This window comes from Sphingomonas sp. P3_C5, assembly GCF_056402635.1.
In genome coordinates this window covers 167538-190072 of sequence record NZ_JBFUHA010000001.1, presented here as the reverse complement: position 1 = coordinate 190072, position 22535 = coordinate 167538, and the positions used below count along the sequence as shown (strand labels likewise).

General features: G+C 63.0%; 10 protein-coding genes. 8 read left to right on the top strand and 2 right to left on the bottom strand.

Annotated features, from left to right (window positions below; genetic code table 11):
- Positions 1-57: 57 nt before the first annotated feature.
- Positions 58-3072, bottom strand: a complete 3015-nt coding sequence (locus tag AC1DVS_RS00860; RefSeq protein ID WP_478021195.1) for a TonB-dependent receptor domain-containing protein — start codon at positions 3070-3072, stop codon at positions 58-60.
- A 711-nt stretch (positions 3073-3783) separates the two neighbouring features.
- On the opposite strand from AC1DVS_RS00860, the gene AC1DVS_RS00855 reads away from it, so the two are divergent.
- From AC1DVS_RS00855 to AC1DVS_RS00840, 4 genes are all read left to right on the top strand, one after another.
- Positions 3784-6963 (top strand): TonB-dependent receptor domain-containing protein, encoded by a 3180-nt coding sequence (locus AC1DVS_RS00855; RefSeq protein ID WP_478019409.1) that lies wholly within the window; start codon positions 3784-3786, stop codon positions 6961-6963.
- Positions 6964-7085: 122 nt separating this feature from the next.
- Positions 7086-9098: a tetratricopeptide repeat-containing sulfotransferase family protein gene (locus AC1DVS_RS00850; protein ID WP_478019408.1), complete on the top strand. Its 2013-nt coding sequence runs from the start codon at positions 7086-7088 to the stop codon at positions 9096-9098.
- Entirely contained in the window at positions 9017-10249 is a 1233-nt protein-coding gene (locus AC1DVS_RS00845; protein WP_478019406.1) for an aspartyl/asparaginyl beta-hydroxylase domain-containing protein, read from the top strand. The genes AC1DVS_RS00850 and AC1DVS_RS00845 overlap by 82 nt, the downstream gene beginning before the upstream one ends.
- The gene (locus AC1DVS_RS00840; RefSeq protein ID WP_478019404.1) at positions 10246-11742 is read left to right on the top strand and encodes a putative 2OG-Fe(II) oxygenase; all 1497 of its coding nucleotides are present in this window, start codon (positions 10246-10248) and stop codon (positions 11740-11742) included. The genes AC1DVS_RS00845 and AC1DVS_RS00840 overlap by 4 nt, the downstream gene beginning before the upstream one ends.
- Before the next feature lie 68 nt (positions 11743-11810).
- Here the strand turns inward: AC1DVS_RS00840 and clpB are convergent, their stop codons facing one another.
- A complete protein-coding gene (gene clpB, locus AC1DVS_RS00835) occupies positions 11811-14390 on the bottom strand; it encodes an ATP-dependent chaperone ClpB (RefSeq protein ID WP_478019402.1) in 2580 nt (859 codons plus the stop codon).
- Between the two features lie 233 nt (positions 14391-14623).
- Between clpB and AC1DVS_RS00830 the strand changes: the two genes are divergently transcribed.
- From AC1DVS_RS00830 to AC1DVS_RS00815, 4 genes are all read left to right on the top strand, one after another.
- Complete coding sequence (locus AC1DVS_RS00830) at positions 14624-16963, top strand: TonB-dependent receptor (protein ID WP_478019400.1); 2340 nt, start codon at positions 14624-14626, stop codon at positions 16961-16963.
- Positions 16964-17068: 105 nt separating this feature from the next.
- Entirely contained in the window at positions 17069-19210 is a 2142-nt protein-coding gene (locus tag AC1DVS_RS00825) for a penicillin acylase family protein (RefSeq protein ID WP_478019398.1), read from the top strand.
- Between the two features lie 64 nt (positions 19211-19274).
- Positions 19275-22118: a M16 family metallopeptidase gene (locus AC1DVS_RS00820; protein WP_478019396.1), complete on the top strand. Its 2844-nt coding sequence runs from the start codon at positions 19275-19277 to the stop codon at positions 22116-22118.
- 23 nt (positions 22119-22141) lie between these two features.
- A complete protein-coding gene (locus AC1DVS_RS00815; RefSeq protein WP_478019394.1) occupies positions 22142-22438 on the top strand; it encodes a hypothetical protein in 297 nt (98 codons plus the stop codon).
- The last annotated feature ends 97 nt before the right edge of the window (positions 22439-22535 follow it).

Genomic DNA, 22535 nt, shown 5'->3' with positions numbered 1-22535 from the left:
AAAGAAGGGGCGGCCCCTTTCGGAGCCGCCCCAGTCATTCACCCAGTTCTGAAGTGATCAGAACTTGAAGTTCGCCCCGGCCCGGAATGTCCGGCCGATCAGACCTGGCGTGTGCCAGCTCGTCAGGTTGTTGGGCGAGCTCGAATAGGAAGCCGGCGCGATCGGCGCACGAGCGCCGAAAAGGTTGCCGATGTTGATGTAGAACTGGAACTTGTCATTCACTGTCGCCGTGGCGTTCAGATCCACATAGATGAAGTTCTTGACATAGCAGAACGAGTTCCCGGTCGGGTCGGCCGGTGTCGTGCCGTAGAGGTTATTAGCGCAGGAAAGGTCAATGACATTGTTGACGGGCGCAATCTCATCCGCCGCTACTTCCTTGATCTTCCCCATATAATAAGCGGTAGCGGTGAGGGAGAATTTGTCGAACGCCAGCGTATTCTGCCAGTTGCCGCGCCAGCGTGGCGTGCCATTGCCCGAAGACAGTTCGTATGGCCCCAGGGTACCCGCATATTTCTGTACGACGGGGCCGTTATGCAGATCGAACTGGAAGGTGTCCGTCATTTCGAGCTTGCTGGTCCAATGCACGCCCGACGATACCTGGATCGATGCCGTCGCGGCCAGATCGATGCCCGAGATGATCTCGTAGTTGGCATTGACGAACGGCACGTTGAGAATCAGCAGGCGCGGCAGTGCGTTCGGATTCGAAGGATCCGCCGCATCGATCACGTTGCACGAATAACCGGGTCCTACGGCAGCCAGAGCAGCGCAACCCGCTGCTGCGGCTGCTGCGGCCGATGCATAGGTGTTGCTGGCAACCGAGAAATAGGCATCCTGGGCGGCGCCCTTCAGCGGCCCGCCGACGATCAGGTTCGACTTCTTGATGTTGAAATAATCGGCCGTGAAGGTGAACCAGCGGGACGGCTGGAAGATGGTGCCCAGCGTAAAGCTGCGTGACGTTTCCGGCTGGATATTGGGATTGCCGGTAGCGCCGCTGCCCAAACCATAGACCGTGGAATAGGTCGGGTTGGAAGCGTGCGCAGCGATGAAAGCGGCCTTCGGTGTGTAGTTCGAGAACCCGGCATAAGAGCTGCGTGAGTTCGATTCAGCGAAGGTCGGCGCACGGAAGCCCTGCGAGTATGTACCGCGAACCGAGAAGAATGGTACCGGCGAGAACTTCACCCCAACTTTCGGCGAGAAGTGGCTGAAGCCTTCCGAATAGTGATCGTAACGGCCCGACAGATTGAGGTTGAGCGTATCGAGGATCGGCGCATCGACCTCGAAATATCCCGCCACCACATTGTGCTTACCATAGGCAGCTGACGTGTTGAGGTTGTACGTCGCGAGGTCCGGGTTGCGGGTATTGTTGGTCAGGTCCTCATGCCGGAACTGGCCACCGACGGCGATCTTTGCGTCACCACCCGGCAGCTGGAAAAGTGTGCGGCTGATCGACGCGTCCACAGCCACCAGCCATGAATTGGATGGTGTGGTGACGGCGGGCAGGACCGCGTTGCGAACCGCCGCCGTGTTCAGGCTGGGATTGACGAAGTTGTAGGAGCCCGTGTTGATCGCCTTCAGCAGACCCGCGATATTCGGGTAGCCATAGTCGGTCAGCGAGAGATTGTCCCTGGCGCCAACGGCGTCAACCTTCCATTCCCAGCTGTCGCCGAAATGCCCATTGAGGCCGGCAGTAGCACGGTAGACCTGATTGGTGCGCGAGCTGCCCGACTTCACATCGCCGAACAGATAGTAGATGCGTGCCGCGCCGTTCGACGGATCGGCTGCATAGGCCGCCGCATAGGGGTTGTTCGGGTTGAGCTGGCGATCAGCCGCAACCGAGCAGTTAACGCCCGACGAACAGATATAGACCGGCAGCACGATGCCCGGATTGCTTGATGCGAGCGATGGCGAGCCGCCAAATGGCTGGGTCTGGCGAATGCCCTGTGGCGGCGCGATGATGTCGACGCGATCATGTGTGTAGCTCGCGGTTACATAGCCCTCAACCGAATCGCTCAGGCGGAAGCTCAGACGGCCGCTGAAGCCGTAACGCTCCTGCAGCGGCAGGATCTGGCGATATTCGTCCTGCAGGTTGTGCTTGCAAGCAGAGCCGATCTGCGACGCAGTGTTGACGGTGAACTTGCCGTTGGCGCAGGTCGGGCTGAGTGTCTGGAACAGCGCCGGGGTCGTGATGTTCGAAACCGAGCCGGCCAGCGGATTGTTGAGATCGGTCTGACGGACGCGCGTGACGATAGCGTCGGGCGTCGATGTCGTCAGCGAATCGTCAGCGCGATTGCTGTCCTTGCCGCCGATGGGCGAAAGATCGAGGGTGTTGAACGGAAATCCGCGATCATGATTGGCGATCCGGCCATCATGTTCATACTCGCCGCTCACATAGATGTTGAAGCCCTGCGACGCGTAATCGCCATAACCGGCGATCAGGTGCCCGCGAAACTTCTCGCCATCACCTGCCTGTGCCACGCCGCCCTCGACACCAGCTTCGATGCCGGTGATGTGCTTGCGCGTGATGATGTTGACCACGCCGCCGATCGCATCGGCGCCATAGGTCGACGATGCGCCGTCCTTGAGCACTTCGACGCGCTCAATGTTGCTGATCGGAATGCTGTTCAGATCCACATAGGCATTGTGGCCATCGTCGTTGAGCGGGAAGTTGGTCGAACGCAGGCCATCGACCAGAACGGTCGTGGACGAAACGCCGAGCCCACGCAGCGAAACCGCCGCGCCGCCGGCGGAGAAGCCGCCCTGGAAGCCGTTGCCGATCGAGCCGGCGCTATCGGCCGAAATCGAGCGAACCGCGTCGGTGATGTTGGTAATGCCGGCCTTTTGCAGGTTATCGGCGGTCAACACGGTGACGGGTGACGCGCTTGCGGTTTCGGCGTGCTTGAAGAGCGAGCCGGTGACGACAATATCGTCAGAGGTGTCGACCGGTGTTGCGGCCGGAGTTGCTACGGTCGCGGGCGCATCCTGCCCGAACGCCGGGGCTGCTGCCAGAATCAGCGCAAATGGCGCTGCGGTTGCAAGCAAGCATGCCTTGCGTGCGAAATTAGTCGTATTCATCACGGATTTTTCCCCTCGCTCGACCCCGGCCCATTCGCACTCTTGCGATCTGGCGGGGTAGCTGCCAGCCCCAATCGGCCGTACGCAAATACGGCGCCCAAGGGGCAATGGCCGCCTGATGCGGTAAGCGAGGCCAGACTGTAAAGCGCGCAGTGATTCCGGCGCATGGCTTTCGACGGGCTTGTAACCAAAATGCCACACTGGTGAAACACGCCAAGTGCGAAGCGCCGGTGCGGCGCAATATTATAACCAATTCGACATTGGGGCTCGCTGAGTTCCTTGGAGGCTGCAACGCAACGCGCCGGGACGAATCACGGTTGTCCTCATGACGGACACGTGCCCATGCGGCGCTTCAATGCGGCGTCAAGTGGGAGCGGGCTCCGTGTTGAGGCCCTGATAGCGCGGCGCGTTCGATCCGGGGCCGTTCAACACGCGCATAACTGACACATTCAGAACTACTGTTGCGCCCTTGTAACAAAATTGCGTACAAGCGGTCACAAACTACTTCGACATGTCGCACATGTGGCATTTCCGCTACATGCATCCTCAAAGGTGTATGGCCGCAATGAATGCAACCTTTACAGTCGGTAGCCGCCTGCCCCATCACCCCAAAATGTCTCTGGGCTGCGTTGCACGCGGCTGACGGGGGCTCGGCAATCACCCTGCCGGACCGCGCAAAGCGGCCGGAGGGGTCAAGCGAGGGAAAAATCCGTGATCCATCCAAACCTGAGTGCAGGCAAGGCGCGCCTGCTCGCCACCGCAGCGCCTATCGTGCTGGGCCTTGCATTAGTGTCGACGCCGGCGTTCGCGCAGTCGACCGAGCAGACTCCAACTGGGGGCGCGGCCACGGTCGCGGGCCAAGACACGGCGCCGGCCGCACCCGTTGACATCGTCGTGACCGGCTCGCGCATTCCGCAGTCGGCCAACCTGATCTCGGCCAGCCCGATCACCGTCGTCAACAGCCAGGAAATCAAACTGGAAGGCACGACCAAGGTTGAGGATCTGCTCAATTCGCTGCCGTCTGTCTTCGCCAGCCAGGCGTCGACTCTTTCAAATGGTTCAGACGGCACGGCCTCGGTCGATCTGCGCGGCCTCGGCACCACGCGCACCCTGACGCTCGTCAATGGCCGGCGCCTGCTCCCGGGCGATCCCAGCCCGACGAGTGGCTCAGCTGCCGATATCAACATCATCCCGGCCTCGATCCTGAAGCGGGTTGAAGTACTCACCGGCGGCGCCTCTTCCACTTATGGCGCAGATGCGGTCGCAGGCGTTGTCAACTTCATCATCGATACCGATTTCACCGGTGTTCGGGTCGACGGCCAATACAGCCTGTTTCAGCACAACAACCGTGACAAGTTCCTGACACCGTATCTTGCCGCGAAGCAGTTCGACAATCCGAAAGGTAATGTGGCCGATGGCGGTACGGTCGACGCCACGCTGTCGATGGGTGCCAAATTCGCTGATGATCGTGGCCATGCAACGGTCTATTTCGGCTATCGCAAGGCTGACGAGATCACCCAGGCTCGCCGCGACTACAGCGCCTGCGTGTTGCAGAACACCGGCGGTGGGGTGCCCCGCTGTGGCGGCTCCGCGACCTCCGGCAACGGCAATGTCGTCCTGTTCGATACCGCGGTGACGCAGGGTACGTCGACGATCTACACCTTCACGCCGAACGGCGGCTTCGCCAACACGACGACGCTGTATAATTTTGCGCCGACCAACTTCTATCAGCGCAACGACGAACGCTACACCGCGGGCCTGTTCGCGAACTACGAGATCAATGACGCGATCAAGCCGTACATGGAATTCATGTTCATGGACGACAAGACGGTGGCCCAGATCGCGCCGTCGGGTGATTTCGGCAACACGTTGACGGTCAATTGCGACAATCCGCTGATGTCCGCGCAGCAGCGCGCTGTGGTCTGCGATTCGGACAATCTCATCAACGGCTTCCTCGGAACCTTCCCGACTGCACAGAGCGCGCCCTACAACACCAACCCGAACGCGCCGCCGCTGGTATTCACCGACTCGCTCGGCCACACCTATAATCAGGGTTTCTTCCAGCTGCTCCGCCGCAACACCGAGGGCGGGCCGCGGCGGGCCTCGCTTGAGCACACCAACTTCCGCGGTGTCCTCGGGACCAAGGGGACCATCAGCCCGAACTGGTCCTATGATGCTTATTATCAATATGGGCGGACGAGCTACAAGCAGGTCTATTCGAACGAATTTTCCGCCGCTCGCCTGGCACGCGCGCTGAACGTCGTCACCGATACACGTCCGGGCAGCGCGACCCTGGGTCAGCCGGTCTGCCGCTCGAAGATCGACGGGTCGGATCCCAACTGCGTTCCATACAACGTGTTTGGCGGCGCGGGCGCGGCGAGTGCGGCTTCGGTCGCTTATCTGTCGGCCACAGGCTTCCAGCAGGGCGAAACCACGGAGCAGATCGCGAGCGGGACAGTCACTGGCCTGCTCGGCGACTATGGGATCAAGAGTCCGTGGGCCGATCAGGGCGTCGCCATCAACGTGGGTGTCGAATATCGCAAAGAATCGCTCAACCTGGAAACCGATACTGAATTCCAGACGGGTGACTTGACCGGACAGGGCGGTGCGACCCTGCCGATCTCCGGAAGCTTCCATGTGTTCGAGCTGTTCGGCGAAACCAAGATTCCGATCGTTCACGAGAACGGCATTTACGACCTGTCGTTCGATGGCGGTTATCGCCACTCGTCCTACGCCACGAGCTCGAACAACAAGTTCCAGACCGACACCTACAAGCTCGATGTCGAATTCGCGCCGATCAGGGACATCCGTTTCCGCGCCGCTTATAATCGCGCGGCGCGCGCGCCGAACATCCAGGAACTGTTCGCGACGCCAACCGTCGGCCTGAACGGTGCGACGGATCCGTGCGCCGGCGGGCCGACCTCGGCGACCAACTATGGTTGCCGTGCGCAGGGTCTTGCGGTTGGTCAGGGTACGTCAGCCAACCCCTCGGGCCAATATAACGGTCTGATCGGTGGCAACCCGAATCTGAAGCCGGAAATTGCGACGACCAAGACGCTTGGTGTGGTGTTCCAGCCGCGCTTCCTGCCCAAGTTCTCGCTGACGGTCGACTGGTTCGACATCAAGATCAAGAACACCATCTCGCCGCCGGCGCAGGATGCGATTCTGAAGGATTGCGTCGCCAATGCAACGGCCACGGTCACGCCGATCTCGTGCGGCTTCGTCCATCGCGATGCTGGCGGTTCGCTCTGGCTGACGCCCGGCGGTTACGTCAACAACCTGCCGAACAATCTGGGCACGATCAACACGCGCGGTATCGAAGTAAGCTCCGCCTGGTCGACGAACGTGTTCAATGTCGGCACTCTCGGTCTCAGCATGACCGGCACCTATCTCAGCAAATATGCGGTCAACAATGGCATCACACAGCCTTATGATTGTGCCGGCTATTATGGCCCGACCTGCAGTTCCGGGGGCACGGTCAGCAGCGGTGCGCCGTTGCCGAAATGGCGCCATAAGGCACGCGCCACGTTCACACTCCCCGCGGGCCTGAGTTTGTCGGCGCAGTGGCGGTATATCGGTCCGGTGACGGCCGAGACGCTCCAAAAGAACAACCAGTCGCTCAACGGTGCGTTCAACTACGATCCTGGTCTGCACATCAAGTCGTTCAGCTATTTCGACCTCGCATTCACGGCCAAGGTCCAGGACAAGTTCACCTTCCGTCTGGGCGTCAACAACATCTTCGACAAGTCGCCGCCCTTCGTGACGAGCGGTAACGCAGGCCGCGACGGCTCGAACCTGTGCCCGACGGGTCCATGTAACGGCAACACCTATCCAGCGACCTATGATGCGCTGGGCCGGTATCTGTTTGCAGGCGTGACGCTCGACCTCTGAGGCGCGCCTGACTGAAACTGCCGGGGCGGCCGATCTTCCGATCGGCCGCCCTTTCTTTTGCCGTTATTCCCTAAGCAGCGGCGGGATTGCGTTGAGAGGCCGGGGTGGTCCACACTCGAACAATGGCAGCCACATCCATGATTGATCCGCAAATCGCCGACATCCTGCGGCAGGCGATGAGTGCCGCGCAGGGCGGCGACCTGAGGCGCGCGCAATCCCTGGCCGAAGGTGCCTTGCTGCGCGGTGGCGATGTCGTACCGCTCAATGCATTTCTCGGCATGCTGCACGCGCGATCAGGCGATCCGGCTGCCGCTGCGACGCATCTGCGGGCTGCGAACAGTGCGCGTCCCGGTGATGTGACCATCGCCTGCAATCTCATTGCGGTGTTCATCGAGACGGGCGAGCACGCCGCCGCACTGGACATCGCGGCCCGGGCGCTCGCTGAATCCGGCCCGACATTGAGCGTATTGCGCTATTATGGCTTTCTCGCTCAGACGCTCGAGCGGTTCGATGAGGCGGTCGATGCCTATGAGCAGGTCGTCGCCCAGGCGCCCGACGATTTCGAAAGCTGGAACAATCTGGGCAACGCCCATAACGCGCTGGGGGATTATGCCAGCAGCGTTTCGGCGCTCGAGCGCGCGGTCGTGCTCGATGCTCGGGCCGCACCCACCAGGCTCAACCTCGCCGAGGCATTGCGCAACGCCGACCGGATAGCCGAGGCGGAGGTGGTGCTGCGCAAAGCCGCCGCGGATTTCCCTGATGATCCACAGCCGCTCCACGGCCTTTACGTGCTCTGCAAACGCGAGATGCGTCAGGATGACGCGTTCGAAGCGCTCGAACAGGCCGTCGCGCGAGATCCCGACAATGCCGATTATCAGCTCAAGCTCGGCGTGGAATGCGGCATCATCAGCCGGATCGACGAAGCGGAGCGCGCCTATCGCCGGGTCATCGAACTCGATCCGACAATGGCCGACGCCTATTTCGGTCTTGCCATCCAGTTCGAGCATACCAATCGCGAAGATGAGTTCGCGCCGCTGATCGAGCTTGCTGAAGCGAATGGGCTGCAAGAGGGTGCGATCGCCTTTTTACGCGGGCTCGAGCTCCGCAGGCAGAAGCGCTTCGAAGAAGCGCTCGCCGCACTTTCGCTGGTGCCGGCTGATATCGAGCCGGAACGCACCGAGCATATCCGCGCGACCGTACTCGATCGGCTTGGCCGAAGCGACGAAGCCTTTGCCGCGTTCGAAGAAGCCAATCGGTTGCGGCAGGAGGGGCCGACCGATCCGTGCCGCCGCGCGGCTGAACTCCGCACCTCGATCGAGAGCGAAGTGGAGCGGTTCACCCCGGCGTGGGTGGCGAGTTGGGCGCCTTCCGCTCCACCCATCGAACGGCCTGATCCGGTTTTCCTGGTAGGCTTTCCGCGTTCCGGCACGACCCTGCTCGACACGATCCTGATGGGGCATGAAGGGACCACCGTTCTCGAGGAGCAGCCGCCGCTCAACCATGTCGATACCAGCATTGGCGAATTTTCAGGGATAGCAGGGCTCGACGAGGCTGGAATTGTCGCCGCACGCCGGCGCTATTTCGAAGAAGTTTCGAAGATCCAGAATCTGCCGCCGTCGAGCTTGCTCATCGATAAGTCGCCGCTGTTCCTGCACAAGGTACCGTTGATTCACCGGCTCTTCCCGAACGCCCGCTTCATCCTGGCGCTACGTCATCCCTGCGACGTGCTGCTGAGCTGCTATATGAGCAATTTCAGGCTGAATTCGGCCATGAGCAATTTCCTGCGCCTGGAGGATGCCGCCGCGTTCTACGATCTGACCTTCCGCTATTGGGAGCGTGCTCGAGAATTGCTGCCGCTCAACGTCCACACCGTGGTGTATGAGCGACTGGTCGAGGATGTTGAGGCCGAGGTCCGCCCTTTGTTCGATTTTCTTCGGCTCGACTGGCGTGACGAAGCGCTCGATCACGTCAGTACCGCCCGGGGGCGGGGCCTGATCACGACCGCCAGCTATGCGCAGGTGACCGAGCCGATCTACAAACGGGCGGCCGGCCGGTGGCAACGCTATCGCCGACATCTCGAGCCGGTTCTGCCAGCCCTTGCACCCTGGGCCGAGGCATTTGGCTACACGCTTTGAGCGCTGAAGCCGCCCTGATGGCGGAGGCCGACCGGGCTCTGGCCGTGCAGGATTTTGGTCGCGCCCAGGATTTGCTGCGCCAGGCTGCGATTGTCAGTCCCGACAACTTTTCCATCCTGATGCGGCTGGCGGGGGTCAGTCGCGCGCTGGGGCAGCCTCGCGTCGCGCTCGATGCGGTGCACCGCGCCCTTGCCGTCTCACCACTCGACTTCACGGCGCTCTTGATGCGCGCGAGCCTGCTCCAACGGATTGGGGATTCAGGGGCGGGAGAGGCGTGGGGCAACGCGCTGGCGCAACGGCCCGACGCCACCGTGCCACCGCAACTCGCCATTGTGGTTGCCGAGGCGGAGCGTGAACACGGCACCTGGCTCAATGCACGCGAGGCGCGGCTGAAGGCGGCGACAGGCGATACCGAGGCGACCGCCGACGATGCCGAACGCAAGCGCATCGTCCGTTTCCGCAATAATATGCTCAGGCGTACGCGCGTGTTTCACAGCGAGCCAACGCATTTCCACTTCCCGGAACTCATCGAGCGGGAATTTCATCCCCGCATGCTGTTTTCCTGGCTCGCTGATCTCGAAGCAGCGACCGACATCATCGCCGTCGAGCTCCAGTGTGTCATGGCGGCCGAACGCGCCGAGCTGGTGCCCTACGTCCAGTATCCCGATCACGCTCCGCTCAGGCAATGGCAGGCGCTCAACCGTAATCTCGATTGGACGGCAATCCATCTGCTGCAGAATGGTCGGCGTATTGAGGCCAATGCGCGGCACTGCCCCGAGACCATGGCATTGCTCAATCGTCTGCCGCAGCCGCAGATCGCGGGTTGCTCGCCCAACGCGATGTTCTCGCTGCTCGCGCCCGGAACGCGGATTCCACCACATAATGGTGTCGCCAACACAAGACTGGTCTGTCATTTGCCGCTGATCGTGCCCGAAGGCTGCTGGTTCCGTGTCGGCGCCGAAACGCGGGCATGGCAGCGAGGCGAAGCGTTCGTTTTCGACGACACGATCGAACATGAAGCGTTGAATCCGACTGATGCCCTGCGTGTCGTCTTCATCCTTGATGCCTGGCACCCCGAGTTGAGCCGGGTGGAGCAAGCCGCTGTCGCGGCGATGATGGAGGCAGAGGGAGTGGGGGCGAGCGGGCTGTGAGCGCCACGCCGGATTCGCTGCGACGCGATGACCCCGAGGCGCTGGCCAGATGTGCGATCGAGGCTCTCGACAATGGCAACGAGGCGGAACTGCTCCCGCTGGTCCACGCGGCAGCCAGGCTGAGCGGGAGCAATGCGTTGTTGTGGCAATGCACCGGCCTGCTGCAGCGTGCGCTTGGCGAGCATACTCTGGCGCTCTCCTCGTTCGAGCGCGCAGCAGGCCTAGCTCCGGCCGATGCGAAGATCGCGCAGGGAAGAGCGCAGGTGGCCCTTGAAGCCGGCAGCGATGCGGTCGCGCTGTTCGAGTGCGCACGTGCCCTTAATCCGAGCGACGGTGGCGTGCATCTGGGGCTTGCCGCTGCACGCTTTGCTGCGGCTGACGCGGCGCGTGCAATCGATGAGCTCGACGCGTTGCTGGTACAGAATCCCGGCTGGATAGAAGGCCATGCGACGCTGGCGCGGCTGCGCGCGATGATGGGCGAGCAGGCGATGAACTCCTTCGGGCGCGCACTGGCTGCCCAGCCGCGCAATGCGGATCTGTGGCAGGCGTTCGTCCGGACGCTGACCGAGAACGAGAATCACGCAGCCGCGCTGGAGGTGCTCGGGCGCGGTCGCGCTGCGCTGGGCGACGAAACGTTCCTCGTCGCCGACGAAGCCTCGTTGCTTTCGGAGATGGGGGCTCTCGAAAATGCAGACGTGATTTTCGGCCGCATGCCGGAGAGTGGTGATCAAGCGGCGGCAGTCAGCCGCGTCCGGCATTTGTTGCGCATCGGCCGGTTGGCCTCAGTCCTGCCGATCATCGACGCCTGGGTGGAGCGGCCCGATGCAGTGGCAATCTGGCCCTATGCGGCGCTCGCCTGGCGCATGACGGGCGACCCGCGCCAACTCTGGCTCGAGGGTAATGACGACCTGGTGTCGGTAATCGATTTCGCTGATCGGCTGCCTGATCTGGATGCGCTTGCCGCGACGCTGCGGGCGCTGCATCTCGCCCGTGCCCAGCCGCTCGATCAGTCGGTGCGCGGCGGCACGCAGACAGACGGGCATTTGCTACTGCGGATCGAGCCTGAGATCCGCGCGCTGCGCGCCGCTTTGGTTGCTGCGGTCGAAGCACATATCGCTCGGCTACCGCCGATCGACCCGACCCATCCGACGCTGCGCCATCGCCGCGACCGCCCCATACGCTTCGCGGGTGCCTGGTCCGTGCGGCTCAACGGTGCCGGACACCATGCCAATCATGTCCATCCGGCCGGATGGTTCAGCTCGGCGCTGTACGTCGCCGTGCCGGGCGACGCGGAGCGAGGACCTGGCGACGCGGGCTGGCTCACATTGGGCGAACCGCCGGCCAGTCTTGGTCTCGGTCTGCCGCCCACGCGGCGGATCGAACCGCGACCCGGCCGACTCATACTCTTCCCCTCGACCATGTGGCACGGCACGCGGCCCTTCGCCGCGGGCGAAAGGCTGACTGTTGCGTTCGACGTCGCCCCGCCGAACTGAAGCACGGCGGCTCTTCGGGAAGAGCCGCGCCTCCTTTGCCAATCGACCGAAGCAGGCGGCTATGGCGCTTACGCGACCGTCAACTCCAGCTTCCCGTCACCTTCGTCGACCCGCACCATCGACCCGTCCTTCACATCACCGCGCAAGATCAGGTCGGCCAGAGGGTCCTGCAGATAGCGCTGCACCGCGCGCTTCAGCGGCCGCGCGCCATAGACCGGGTCGTATCCGACCCGCCCCAGCCACGCCCGCGCACCGTCGCTCAGCTCGAGCGTCACCTTGCGATCGGCGAGCAGCTTCTGCACGCGCGAAACCTGGATATCGACGATCGGTGCCATTTCGCCCTGACCGAGCCGGTGAAACAGGATGATCTCGTCCAGTCGGTTGAGGAATTCCGGGCGGAAATGGCCGCGGACGATCTCCATCACCTGCGGCTCGACGCTCGCGACGTCTGCGCCATCGGGAAGCCCTGACAGATATTGGCTGCCGAGATTCGAGGTGAGGATGATCAGCGTATTCGAGAAATCGACCGTACGGCCCTGGCCGTCCGTCAGCCGGCCGTCGTCGAGCACCTGGAGCAATATGTTGAACACATCGCCGTGCGCCTTCTCCACCTCGTCGAACAGCACGACCTGATAGGGCCGGCGCCTGACGGCTTCCGTCAGCACGCCGCCCTCCTCATAGCCCACATAGCCGGGAGGGGCACCGATCAGCCGCGCGACGGCATGCTTCTCCATGAACTCGCTCATGTCGATGCGGACCATTGCGGCTGGGTCATCGAACAGGAATTCAGCAAGCGCTTTGGTCAGCTCGGTCTTGCCGACACCGGTTGGCCCAAGGAACAGGAAGGAGCCGAGTGGCCGGTTGGCCTCCTGCAACCCCGCCCGCGCACGCCGCACCGCGGTCGACACAGCGCGCACTGCCTGGCTCTGGCCGATCACCCGCTTGCCGAGCGCTTCCTCCATGCCGAGCAGTTTCGCGCGCTCGCCTTCGAGCATGCGGTCGACCGGAATGCCGGTCCAGCGGCTGACTACAGCGGCAATGTCGTCGGCGGTCACTTCCTCACGCAGCATCGCGCCCTTGGTTGCGCCGGCCGCTTCGTCGAGTTGACGGGTAAGCTGCGGGATGGTGCCATAGGAAAGCTCGCCGGCGCGGGCGAGATCGCCGGCACGCTGCGCCTGCTCGAGTTCGAGCCGGGCGGCATCGAGCTGTTCCTTGAGTTTGGCTTCGGCGTTGATCTTGTCCTTCTCGCCCCGCCAGCGCGTGGTCAGCTCGGCTGACTGCTGTTCGAGATTGGCGAGCTCGGTATCGAGCGTGACGAGCCGGTCGCGCGAGGCGGCGTCGGTTTCCTTCTTCAGCGCTTCCCGCTCGATCTTTAGCTGGATGATCCGCCGGTCGAGCGTTTCGATCTCCTCGGGCTTGGACTCGACTTCCATGCGGATCCGGCTTGCCGCCTCGTCCATCAGGTCGATTGCCTTGTCGGGCAGGAAACGATCGGTGATGTAGCGGTTCGACAGGGTCGCCGCGGCGACGATCGCGGCATCGGTGATCCGGACGCCGTGGTGGAGCTCGTACTTCTCCTTCAGCCCGCGCAGGATCGAGATCGTGTCGGGAACCGTTGGCTCGCCGACGAACACCGGCTGGAAGCGCCGCTGGAGGGCTGCATCCTTCTCGACATATTTGCGATATTCATCGAGCGTGGTCGCGCCGACGCAGTGGAGCTCGCCGCGCGCTAGCGCCGGCTTGATCATGTTGGAAGCATCCATCGCGCCGTCCGTCTTGCCCGCGCCGATCAGCGTGTGCATCTCGTCGATGAACAGGATGATGTCGCCTTCGCCGGCCTTCACCTCGTCGAGTACGCCCTTCAGCCGCTCTTCGAACTCGCCGCGATATTTGGCGCCGGCGATCAGGCTGCCCATATCGAGCGACATCAGCTTCCGGTCCTTGAGCGTATCGGGCACGTCGCCATTGGCGATACGCAGCGCGAGGCCTTCCGCGATCGCGGTTTTGCCGACGCCGGGTTCGCCGATCAGCACCGGATTGTTCTTGGTGCGGCGCGCGAGGATCTGGATGGTGCGGCGGATCTCCTCGTCGCGGCCGATCACGGGGTCGAGCTTGCCGTCGCGTGCCGCCTGAGTGAGGTCGCGGGCGAATTTCTTGAGCGCGTCGAACCGGTCCTCGGCACCCGGCGTGTCGGCGGTGCGGCCGCCGCGAACCTGGTTGATCGCTGCGTTCAGTGCCTCGGCCTTCACCCCGGCCGCGGCGAGCGCCTTGCCGGCTGCGGTAGTCGAGGCGAGCGCGAGCGCCACCAGCAGCCGCTCGACGGTGACATAGCCGTCTCCGGCCTTGGTCGCGATCTGCTCGGCTGAATCGAGGATACGCACCGAATCATTGTCGAGCCCCGGCGTCTGCTGCGCGCCGCCGCCCGAAACCGCCGGGATCTTGGCGAGTGCCGCATCGGTCTCGGTCACAGCGCGCTTCGCGTCGCCGCCGGCCGCGGTGATCAGCCCGGCCGCCATGCCCTGCTCGTCCTCGAGCAGCGCCTTCAGGATATGCTCGGGCGCGATCCGCTGATGGCTCATTCGGATGGCAACGGTCTGCGCCGATTGCAGAAAGCCCTTCGCGCGATCGGTGAATTTTTCCAGGTTCATCAATGTCCCTCCAATAACCCACGCGATATGGTGTTGCACTTTTGCAACACAAGGCCTTTGCCGACATGTCTCGCAGCTGGCGACCGGTCGATACGTAGTTGTCACAAAGTCGACTTGCCAGTCTCACACGATTGTCTTGAAACTCGCATAATTGTGCAACGCACAACGCCTAGGCGGCGGGGGCGGCCCTGAAACGGGTGACGCCAGAAAAGATATCCAAGGGGACCCCATCAATGCGCCATTTTTCCGCCTGCCTGCTGGCGGGCACGGCCCTGTGCTCGCCGCTTGCCGCTTATGCCGCCACCGACGAAAAGCCGGCGCCCCTCGATGCTGCCGCCGATCCGGCGACCGCCCCTGGTCCGCTCGCCGACGACATCATCATCGTCGGTCACCGCGAGACGCGCCAGGTCCAACAGATCAGCCAGGCCGACATCGCGATCCTCGCTGCCGGCACGAGCCCGTTAAAGGCGATCGAAAAGCTCCCCAGCGTCAATTTCCAGTCGGCTGATCCGTTCGGCAGCTATGAATGGTCGGAGCGCGTCTCGATCCGCAGCTTCAACCAGAACCAGATCGGCTTCACGCTCGACGGGATTCCGCTTGGCGATGGCAGCTACGGCAACACCAACGGCCTCCACATCAGCCGCGCGATCTCGTCGGAGAATATAGGCCAGACCATCGTGTCGCAGGGCGCGGGATCGATCGGCACCCAGGCGACCAACAATCTCGGCGGCACGATAGAGTTCGTCTCGAGCGATCCCTCCGCGCATTTCGGCGTCACCGCCAACGGCACCTATGGCACCGAGAACACCCTCCGGGCCTTTGGCCGGATCGACACCGGCGAGCTCGGCGCTGGCGGCCCCAGTGCCTATGTCTCCTACGGCTTTTCCGACATGGACAAGTGGAAAGGCGCGGGGAAGCAGCGCCAGCATCAGGTCAATGCGAAGGTCATCGCTCCCATCGGTGGCATCCGTCTGGTCGGCACCTTCAATTTCTCGGACCGGCGCGAGAATGACTATCAGGATCTGTCGCTCGATATGATCCGCCGGCTCGGCTACAGGAACGACAATATATCGAACAATTTCCCGCTCGCGGTGCTGATTGCCGATGTGGCGGCCAATCGCGGCGACAGCGGCGCGCCCAAGCTCAATCCGGCGGCGGGCACCGTCTACCCGGCGCCTTACGCGACCGTCGACGATGTCTATTATGATGCGTCAGGCTTGCGGCGGGATTATCTCGGTTCCTTCGGCATCGAGACGGCCAAGGACGCGCCGATCCACGGCCTGCTCAAGGGCTATTACCATTCCAACCATGGCCAGGGGACCTGGTTCACCCCCTATGTGCCCTCGCCGACCGGCGTGCCGATCTCGGTGCGGACGACTGAGTATGACATTCACCGCAAGGGCGTGTTCGGCTCGATCGGCGGCAAGCTCGCGTTCAACGATATCACCCTCGGCGGCTGGTATGAGATGAACGATTTCCGCCAGGCGCGGCGCTTTTACGCGCTCGACAGCCGCACTGCATCGAGCCGCAACTCGCTCGATTTCCAGACCAACCCGTTCTTCACGCAGTGGGAGCTGACCTACCAGACCGAGACAGTGCAATATTATGTCCAGGACAAGATTGCGCTCGGGGATCTAACGGTCGATCTCGGCTGGAAGGGGTTCGCGGTCCATAATAAGGCGACGCCGGTCGTCGGCGGCGGCCTGGCAAGCGGCAGGATCTCGACGACCGACTGGTTCCAGCCGCATGCCGGCCTGAACTACAAGGTCAACGACAGTGCCGAGCTGTTCGCCGACTTTACCCAGGCGAAGCGCGCCTTCGTCTCGGCGGCGACCAGCGGCCCCTTCGCGACGTCGCAAGCCGGGTTCAACGCGCTGCTGACGACCAACAAGCTGAAGCCGGAGGAATCGAACACCTATGAAGCCGGCGGCCGCTATCGCAACGGGCCGTTCAATGCACTGCTCGCTGTCTATTATGTCGATTTCAGCAATCGCATCATCGCCACCACGGTCGGTGCGGGCATCCAGGGCAATCTTGCAACGCTCTCGAATGTCGGTTCGGTCCGCTCCTACGGCATCGAGGCAGCGGTAGAGGCAAGGCTCGGCCATGGCTTCGGCGTGTTCGCGTCGTACAGCTACAATGACTCGACGTATCGCGACAATGTACCGGTCGCGCCCGATCTCTCGACCAATCCGCCGACGCCGCGCCCGCCGATCGCAACCGCCGGCAAGACGACCGTCGACAGCCCGAAGCACCTCGCCAAGGCCGAGATCACCTATGACAAGGGGATGTTCTTCGGCCGCTTCGGCGCGAACTATATGAGCAAGCGCTACTTCACCTACACCAACGACCAGTCGGTGCCGGGCCAGGTGATCTTCGACGCGACGGCGGGGGTGCGTTTTTCGCTGCCCGACGATCGCAAGATCGAGGTGCAGCTCAACGCGACCAATCTATTCGACCGGAAATATGTTTCGACGATCGGCTCGAATGGCTTCGGCAACAGCGGCGACAACCAGACCTTGCTCGCCGGCGCACCGCAGGCGTTTTTCGTCACGGTGAAGACAGCTTTCTGATCATCGCGCGGCCGCCGCTCCTGGGAACGGGGCGGCGGCAATCGCGCTCGCGCAGACCGCCGTGAGCAGCTACACCCTCCCGCAAGATAGAACAGGCGAGGGTGGATGCGGCGATTTTTCGTGCGGGGTGCGGCTGGGCTGGCCATTTTGCTGATCCTGGTCGCGATCGGCCTCGCCGTGTGGGAACCGCTGACCGCGACGGCCCCCGCGCCGCCGCCGGCGCATGCCTATGACGTGAAGATCGCCCGCGACACTTTCGGCGTGCCGCATATCTTCGGCAAGACCGATCCCGATGTCGCCTATGGCATTGCCTATGCCCATGCCGAGGATGATTTCTCGACGTTGCAGGAAGTGCTCGCGATGACGCGCGGGCGGCTTGGTGCGATGACAGGGGAGGATGGCGCGAAGAGCGACTATGTTCTCCATCTGCTCGGCGCGCGCGAGACGGCAATGCGCGACTATATGAAGCAGCCGGCCGATGTGCGTGCACTGCTCGACGGCTATGCCTCCGGCCTCAATCGTTATGCCGACAAGCACCCGGACGAAATCCGGCTGGCAAAGCTGTTCCCCGTCAATGGCGAGGATGTCGCGACCGGTTTCGTGCTGCGCTCGCCCTTCTTTTTCGGGCTCGATCAGGTGCTCGGCGCGCTTGCCGGCGATACGCCGCTGCCGTCCGAAAGCGCGGGTCCGGTGCCCGATGCACCCGACATCACGCCGATCGGCCCGAACGGCAACGAGAACGGCTCCAACGCCTTTGTCGTCGCGCCGAAGCGTTCGGCTGACGGCTTCACCCGTCTCGTCTCCAACTCGCACCAGCCATGGCGCGGCGGCGTCGCCTGGTATGAGCTGGTGGTCCATTCCGGCACCGGCTGGAATTTCGCCGGGGCCACCTTTACCGGGGCGCCCTACCCACTGCTTGGCCACAACCAGAATCTGGGCTGGACCAACACCGTAAACCGGCCCGATCTGACCGATGTCTACAAGCTCGTCCTCGACGGTGACGGCACGCATTACCGGTTTGATGGCCAGTGGAAGCCGCTCCAAAAGACCCGGGTCTGGCTGCATGTGAAACTGTGGGGCCCATTCGTTCTGCCTGTACCGAAGATGGTACTGCGCGCGGTGCAGGGCCCGGTGATAGAAACGCCGAAGGGCGATTTCGCGATCCGCTATGCGGGCGCCGACCAGCTCAGGATGGTGGAGGAATATTACCGCCTCAACCGCGCCCGCGATTTCGGCGAATGGCAGCGGGCGCTGGCGATGCAGGCGGTGCCGGCGACCAATTTCCTCTACGGCGACGCCAAGGGCAACATCGCCTATTTCTACAATGCCAGCTTCCCAAACCGGAAGACGGGCTATGATTATGCCCATGTCCTGCCCGGCGACACATCGCGCGATCTGGCGGCGGGGACGGTGCCGTGGTCGCAGGTGCCGCGCAACATCAACCCGGCCTCCGGCTTCCTGATCAACGCCAACAACACCCCATTCCAGGCCGCGGGTGCAGGGTCGGAGATCAATCCGGCCGACTATTCGCCGTTGCTCGGAATCGAGACCGATACCACGAATCGCGCGACGCGCGCGCTCGAGCTGATGGGCGCCAATCCGAAGATCAGCGATGCCGATCTCCATCGCATCAAGTTCGATACTGGCGTCAGCCATGTCAGCTGGGCCGCGAAATGGTTTGCCGATATCGCGGCCGTCGATCCCACGGGCGACCGGACTCTGGTCGATGCCAAGGCGCTGCTCGCAAAGTGGGACTGGAATTATGATGGCAAGGGCCCGGCGGATTCCCTCGCTGCGTTGCTGCTGCGCGCAGGCAATAAATGGCATTATCAGCGCCACCCAGAAGCCGATCCGCGCGACGCGCTCGCCACCGCCGCTGCCTATCTGAAGACGCATTTCGGCAGGCTCGATCCGCCGCTCGGCGACATATTGCGCGTGCATCAGGGCAAGGTCGATCTGCCGATGGATGGCGGCCCCGATGTGCTGCGGGCAGCCGCCTTGTGGGACGATGCGCCCGATGGCCGGCTGATGGTGAAACATGGCGACAGCTTCATCATGTTCATTGCCTGGGACAAGAATGGCAAGGTCAGCTCACAGTCGATCCAGCCCTTCGGTGCGGCGACGACCCGGCCGGATTCGCCGCATTATGCCGATCAGGCGCCCTTGTTCGTGCGGCATGAGTTGAAGCCGGTCTGGTTCAACCCGGCAGACCTCAAACAGCATCTGGAAAAGGTCTATCGGCCCTGATTGCGTGGCCGCGCGCGCTGCTATACCATGGCAAGACAGTCTTTCGTTTCGAAGGTATAACTTCATGAATATCAAGCTCTTTGCGCTGGCCGGCGTGGCGCTCGGCGCGCTTGTTGCCCCAGTCGCCGCCTCGGCGAAAACTGCTGCCGCCGCTCCGGCGAAAAGCGCCGCCGTAGCTCCGGCACCAGTCTCCGCCTTGGTGAAAAGCGTCGACATTCCATACGAGAAATTCACGCTGCCCAACGGCCTCAGAGTGATCGTCCATACAGATCGCAAGGCGCCGATCGTCGCGGTGTCAGTCTGGTACAATGTCGGCTCCAAGTTCGAGCCTGTAGGCAAGACCGGTTTTGCCCATCTGTTCGAGCACCTGATGTTCAACGGCAGCGAGAATGCGCCGGGCGATTTCTTCACGCCCTTGAAGGAAGTCGGCGCGACCGATTTCAACGGCACCACCTATTTCGATCGCACTAACTATTTCGAGACGGTGCCCGCGCCTGCGCTCGAACGCGCACTGTTCCTCGAGAGCGACCGCATGGGCTATCTGCTCGGCGCGATGACCCAGGGCGTGCTCGATGAGCAGCGCGGCGTCGTCCAGAACGAAAAGCGCCAGGGCGACACCCAGCCCTTCGGCCTGGTCGAATATAAGCAGATCGAGGCGCTGTTCCCGCCCAGCCATCCCTATGGCCACACCACGATCGGTTCGATGGCCGATCTCGACGCCGCCAGCCTGCAGACGGTGAAGGACTGGTTCCACGATCACTACGCGCCGAACAACGCAGTGCTGGTACTCGCCGGGGATATCGATGCGGCAACGGCAAAGCCGCTGGTCGAGAAATATTTCGGTGGCATCCCGCGCGGCCCCGAGAGCGTGGTGCCGGCGGCCGATGTGCCGAGGCTCGCGGCGCCCAAATCCGAGGTGATGAAGGACCGTGTCTCGACCACCCGCATCTACCGGATGTGGGCGGTACCTGGCCTCAACGACAAGGATTCGATTGCGCTCGATGTCGCCGCCGGCGTGCTCGGCGGCCTGTCGAGTTCGCGGCTCGATAATGCGCTGGTCCGCCAGGAAAAGCTCGCGGTCCGCGTCACGGCCAACAATGAGACGTTCGCGCAGACCGGCCTCTTCACTGTCTTTGCCGATGTGAAGCCGGGTGTCGATCCCGCCCTGGTGTCGAAACGACTCGACGAGATCATTGCCGATCTGATCGCCAAGGGACCAAGCGCAGACGAGGTCCAGCGCGTCGCGACCGGGAGCATCTCGGGGACGATCGCCGGGCTCGAATCGGTGGGCGGTTTCGGCGGCAAGGCAGTCACGCTCGCCTCAGGCGAACTCTATTCGCAAGACCCGGACCATTACAAAAAGGAGCTGGCGACCCTCGCTGCAGAGACGCCGGCCACGGTGAAGGCAGCGACTGCAAAATGGCTGTCGCGGCCGGTTTATGCGCTGACGGTCGAACCTGGTCCGCGCCCCGCTTATGCCGAGGCCGCTTCGACTGCCAAGGCAGCCGCCGACGCGACTCCTCCCGCCAAGGGTACGCGAGGCGCGCTGCCCGCGGTCGGCACCATCGCCAATCTCGTCTTCCCTGCAGTCGAGCGGACGAAGCTCAGCAATGGCATCGAGGTCGTCTATGCGCATCAGGCGGCCGTACCGATCACGCGGATGGTGATGAGCTTCGACGCGGGAGTCGCCGCCGATCCGGCGACCAGGCTCGGCACCCAGCAACTTACCCTGTCAATGATGGGGGAGGGTACGACGTCGAAGAACTCAATCGATCTCGCTGAAGCCAAGGAGCGGCTCGGCGCCAATATCAGCGCGAACGCAACCACGGACCGCACCAATATGTCGCTGTTCACGCCCAGCCCCAATCTCGGCGCTGCGGTCAGCCTCTTCGCTGATGTGGTCGAGAACCCGGCCTTCGCACCTGCGGAGGTCGAACGCGTCAAGGTGCAGCAGCTCGCCCAGATCTCGGCCGAGCTGACCAATCCCGGCGGTCTCGCGACCCGCGTGCTGCCACGCCTGGTCTATGGCCCCGCCTCGCCTTACGCCCGCGGCTTCGGCAGCGGCGACCCCAAGGCCGTGGCGCTGCTGACCCGCGACGATCTGGTCGCGTTCCAGCATGCCTGGCTGCGGCCGGACAAGGCGAAGATCTTCGTCGTCAGCGATCGTCCGCTTTCCGAGATCCAGACAGTGCTCGATTCGCGCTTCGGCAGCTGGACGGCGGCTGGCCCGGCCGGGGTCAAGGACTTCTCGGCACCTTCCGTACCGTCGGCCCCGAAGATCCTGCTGATCGATCGGCCGGATTCGCCGCAATCGCTGATCATCGGTGCCGCGCCGACGCCGCTGGTCGGCACCGACGAGTTGCTGCCGGTCATCGCAGCGAACGATTCGCTCGGCGGCAACTTCCTCTCGCGAATCAACATGGATCTGCGCGAGGGCAAGCACTGGTCCTACGGCGTCTCGGGCAATATCCGCCGCGCCGAGCATGCATCGCCCTATATCATCTCGGCGCCGGTCCAGGCCGACAAGACCGGCGCTTCGATCGCGGCGCTGCAGGGCGATGTGAAGGACTTCCTGACTTCCAAGGGAATCACCCAGCCGGAGTTCGATCGTACCATCGTCGGTGCGATCCGATCGCTGCCCGGCAATTTCGAAACCTCGTCAGCGGTGCTGAGCGCGATGCAGTCGAACGACCTGTATCGCCGCCCCGACAATTATTACGCGACGATCACGCAAAAATATCATGCGTTCACATTGCCCCAGCTTGACGCTGCGGCACGCGGGGCAATCGACCCGAACAAGTTCATCTGGATCGTCGTCGGTGACGCGGCGAAGGTCCGCCCTCAGCTTGACAGCCTCGGGCTGCCGGTTGAGGTGGTGCCGGCGGCGTCCGTTGCGGATGTACGCTAGAGAATTCGGCTAGGAGAGACATGATGGCGGGTATCGACGGAAGCTGGGACACGGTGGTGAAGTCGCCGCTCGGCGATCAGAAGGCAGTGCTGACGGTCAAGGCCGATGGCGGCGCTTTCTCCGGCTCCTATGTCGGTGCGATGGGCTCGGTCGACATCAGCGGCACCGCTGATGGCGACACCATCAAATGGTCGATGAACATCACCGTGCCGATGCCGATGACGCTCGATTGCACCGCGACCGCTGATGGCGACAGCATCACCGGTACGGTCGGCGCCGGCGCGTTCGGCGCCTTCCCGATGTCGGGCACGCGCGCCTAAACCCGCAGCGTCGGCTGACGGTTCAAGAAGGCCCGCTTCCCGAAAGGGAGGCGGGCTTTCTTCGTTGTGCCTTAGGAAGTGGGCGCGCAGTATCCCC

Bases quoted from the DNA above. Each gene is read 5' to 3' on its own strand.
- AC1DVS_RS00860 (WP_478021195.1), bottom strand. From the start codon at position 3,072: ATGAATACGACTAATTTCGCACGCAAGGCATGCTTGCTTGCAACCGCA.
- AC1DVS_RS00850 (WP_478019408.1), top strand. From the start codon at position 7,086: ATGGCAGCCACATCCATGATTGATCCGCAAATCGCCGACATCCTGCGG.
- clpB (WP_478019402.1), bottom strand. From the start codon at position 14,390: ATGAACCTGGAAAAATTCACCGATCGCGCGAAGGGCTTTCTGCAATCG.
- AC1DVS_RS00820 (WP_478019396.1), top strand. From the start codon at position 19,275: ATGAATATCAAGCTCTTTGCGCTGGCCGGCGTGGCGCTCGGCGCGCTT.
- AC1DVS_RS00815 (WP_478019394.1), top strand. From the start codon at position 22,142: ATGGCGGGTATCGACGGAAGCTGGGACACGGTGGTGAAGTCGCCGCTC.
- AC1DVS_RS00830 (WP_478019400.1), top strand. From the start codon at position 14,624: ATGCGCCATTTTTCCGCCTGCCTGCTGGCGGGCACGGCCCTGTGCTCG.
- AC1DVS_RS00825 (WP_478019398.1), top strand. From the start codon at position 17,069: ATGCGGCGATTTTTCGTGCGGGGTGCGGCTGGGCTGGCCATTTTGCTG.